At 43.4% G+C, this 3,441-nt stretch carries 3 protein-coding genes and 1 pseudogene; 2 read left to right on the top strand and 2 right to left on the bottom strand.

Annotation, left to right across the window (positions count from 1 at the left end):
* Nucleotides 1-455, bottom strand: a 455-nt coding sequence (locus WKI42_RS09735; RefSeq protein WP_368081826.1) for a helix-turn-helix domain-containing protein, incomplete at its 3' end; no start/stop codon positions are given.
* A 164-nt stretch (nt 456-619) separates the two neighbouring features.
* Here WKI42_RS09735 and hslO point away from each other — a divergent pair.
* Nucleotides 620-1,492, top strand: a complete 873-nt coding sequence (gene hslO, locus WKI42_RS09740; RefSeq protein WP_000357841.1) for an Hsp33 family molecular chaperone HslO — start codon at nt 620-622, stop codon at nt 1,490-1,492.
* Nucleotides 1,479-2,459: a tRNA dihydrouridine synthase DusB gene (dusB, locus tag WKI42_RS09745; protein ID WP_368081827.1), complete on the top strand. Its 981-nt coding sequence runs from the start codon at nt 1,479-1,481 to the stop codon at nt 2,457-2,459. Before hslO ends, dusB begins: the two co-directional genes overlap by 14 nt.
* Nucleotides 2,460-2,534: 75 nt before the next feature.
* Here dusB and WKI42_RS09750 read toward each other — a convergent pair.
* Nucleotides 2,535-3,441 (bottom strand): annotated as a pseudogene (locus tag WKI42_RS09750) (hypothetical protein); the annotation flags it as partial.

Here is a 3,441-nt window from a genome sequence, read left to right on the forward strand (position 1 = left end):
ATCTGATGCTCTGGACCTCGCCACCGTCCATTTTGGATAGATAAGTCAAATTCTGACAAAATCTGATTTAAGCTAGCTAAGTGGCGACCAAGCGTAGCCTCACTAATCATCAATTCTTGAGCCAGCTTATGGGCTAAAAACTGTTGGTGGTAGAGAAGATAGACCAAAATCTGGTATTTAACAGCATTCTCCAAAAACAAGCTCCGAATATCTCTCCCCTTGGTAGCTGCACCGATTGACAGACGCAGATTTTCATTTTCAAAGGAGATGTTCAGCTCTAAGCCACTGTCCAAAGCCTTGTCATTGAGCAGGGTGACATATTTGGTTAGGGTTGCTTTTGAAAATCCTGTTTCCTCCATTACAGCCTTGACGGTCGTCTGAGACTCTTGTAATAGAAAGGAAAGGATTGAAAATTGGCCAGATTCAGCCTTTTCCATCAAGTCTCCTAAATACATTTGTTACCCCTTTCATTTTCTACCTTAAGCATAGCATAAATCTTAGAAATGCTGAAATAATCTGTTTCTCTTTTTATTTCCATGCTGATTTCCTGGTTCATTATCCTGAAAATCAGTAAACACACGGCTCCCCCTTTGGGCATTTTTATGCTAAAATAGTAGCTATGGATAAAATTATTAAAACTATATCAGAAAGCGGAGCCTTTCGTGCTTTTGTCCTTGATAGCACGGAAACCGTCCGCACTGCTCAAGAAAAACACCAAACCCAAGCTAGCTCAACTGTAGCGCTTGGTCGAACTCTTATCGCTAGCCAGATTCTCGCAGCCAATGAAAAAGGAAATACCAAACTAACAGTGAAGGTACTGGGATCTAGCTCTCTAGGTGCTATCATCACCGTCGCTGATACCAAGGGGAATGTCAAAGGTTACGTTCAAAATCCTGGTGTTGACATTAAAAAGACCGCAACTGGTGAAGTTCTAGTCGGACCTTTTGTTGGAAATGGTCAATTTCTCGTTATCACAGACTACGGCATTGGAAATCCTTATACTTCCTTGACCCCACTCATCTCTGGAGAGATTGGGGAAGACCTTGCTTTCTACCTAACAGAAAGCCAACAAACCCCTTCTGCAGTCGGCCTCAATGTCCTTTTGGACGAAGAAGACAAGGTTAAGGTTGCTGGTGGTTTCCTAGTTCAAGTCTTGCCGGGAGCCAAGGAAGAAGAGATTGCTCGCTTTGAAAGACGCATCCAAGAAATGCCAGCTATCTCAACCCTTCTCGAAAGTGAAGACCATATCGAAGCCCTCCTCAAAGCTATCTACGGTGACGAGGCCTACAAGCGTCTTTCTGAAGAAGAGATCCGTTTCCAATGTGACTGTAGCCATGAGCGCTTTATGAATGCTCTTGCCAGCCTTCCAAGCTCAGACTTACAGGAAATGAAAGAGGAAGACCACGGAGCAGAAATCACTTGTCAATTCTGCCAAACTACTTACAACTTTGATGAAAACGACCTGGAGGAACTCATTCGTGACAAATCTTAATACACCTTTTATGATTGGCAATGTTGAGATTCCCAATCGTACCGTTTTAGCACCCATGGCTGGCGTGACCAACTCAGCCTTTCGTACCATCGCAAAGGAGCTCGGAGCAGGACTCGTTGTAATGGAAATGGTCTCTGACAAGGGAATCCAATACAACAACGAAAAAACCCTGCACATGCTTCATATCGATGAGGGCGAAAACCCTGTCTCTATCCAACTCTTTGGTAGTGATGAAGACAGCCTAGCACGCGCAGCAGAATTCATCCAAGAAAACACCAAAACCGATATCGTCGATATCAACATGGGCTGTCCTGTTAACAAAATCGTGAAGAACGAAGCTGGCGCTATGTGGCTCAAGGATCCAGATAAGATTTACTCTATCATCAACAAGGTCCAATCTGTCCTTGATATTCCACTTACTGTCAAAATGCGTACCGGATGGGCTGACCCATCTCTTGCAGTAGAAAATGCCCTCGCTGCTGAAGCAGCAGGTGTTTCTGCCCTCGCCATGCATGGCCGTACCCGTGAGCAAATGTATACAGGTCATGCAGACCTTGAGACCCTGCACGACGTAGCTCAAGCTCTGACCAAGATTCCATTTATCGCTAATGGTGACATCCGTACTGTCCAAGAAGCCAAACAACGCATCGAAGAAGTCGGTGCTGACGCTGTCATGATTGGCCGCGCTGCCATGGGAAATCCTTACCTCTTCAACCAAATCAACCACTACTTTGAAACAGGAGAAATCCTACCTGATTTGACTTTTGAGGACAAGATGAAAATCGCCTACGAACACTTGAAACGCTTGATTAACCTCAAAGGAGAAAACGTCGCAGTTCGTGAATTCCGTGGCCTCGCTCCTCACTACCTCCGTGGAACATCTGGCGCAGCCAAACTCCGTGGAGCCATTTCACAAGCTAGCACCCTAGCAGAGATTGAAGCCCTCTTGCAATTGGATATGGCTTAATAGACCAAAACCCGTAACTCTCTTAAAGGTTACGGGTTTCTTTGATTTATACAGGCAAGTAATGTCTATATGAAATTAGTCATTCTCCGTCTTTTTTCCTTTTAATAGATAAACACCTACTAGAGATATAAGACCTAAGAATTCCATAAGCAACGTTGACATTGTTCCAGTTGATGGGAGCGCTTGCTTATCTTTTTTATCTGAATTTGAACGATTTTCACTCATTTGATTTGCTTTATCAGCAAGAAGAACCATTTCCTTATCATCAGATTGAGTTTTTCCTTCCCTATTTGCCTCTGGCTCTGTAGCCATTTGTTTTTTAGGAAGTGTTTTAATCGCAAATAAGCTGAAATGACTCGTTTTGAAAACGACTTGTCCATTTTCAACTGTTGATGGGAGCAACTCCAACTCTCCGTTTTCTTTCACATGGTAAACTTGAATCTCAGAATCAATATTACCAATTGCAAGACGAACTACTCTCTCTCCCTTCACATGGGTTTCTTTCCCATCTTTTGAAAGGGAAATATCAAATACGCGCACTGTTCCTTGCCCTGTTTGACGGGTAATATTATCAATCATTTCTTTTGTTGTTACCTCTTTAAGATTGACAGAGTCTGCTTCTGTAGCAGTTTCAAACATAACAGTAATCTTGGCATTCCCATTTTGAGTTGTAAATACCTTTTGAACAGTAGATGTCGGTTGAGATGAGAGAGTAGGAGAAAGACTGTTAGATCTGGTAGGAGATGAAGAATTTGTCTCGTTTCCTGATGGTTTACTTGGAGTAGGTTCCTCTGGTTTTTCTGGAGATTTTGGTTTAGTGGAAGCACTAGAACTTCCTGAAGAGCTAGTGGAACCGGAGTGACTTCCTGTGGTTGAACCTGATGGGATCTGCTCTTTTTCCGCAGGTTTGCTTGGAGCAGGTCGCTCTGGTTTTTCTGGAGATTCTGGTTTAGTGGAGGCACTAGAACTTCCTGAAGAGCTA

Source organism: Streptococcus pseudopneumoniae (assembly GCF_038148935.1).
In the GTDB taxonomy this organism is placed as follows: domain Bacteria; phylum Bacillota; class Bacilli; order Lactobacillales; family Streptococcaceae; genus Streptococcus; species Streptococcus pseudopneumoniae_U.

Coding starts and splice junctions, on each gene's coding strand:
- hslO (WP_000357841.1), top strand. CDS start 620: ATGGATAAAATTATTAAAACTATATCAGAAAGCGGAGCCTTTCGTGCT.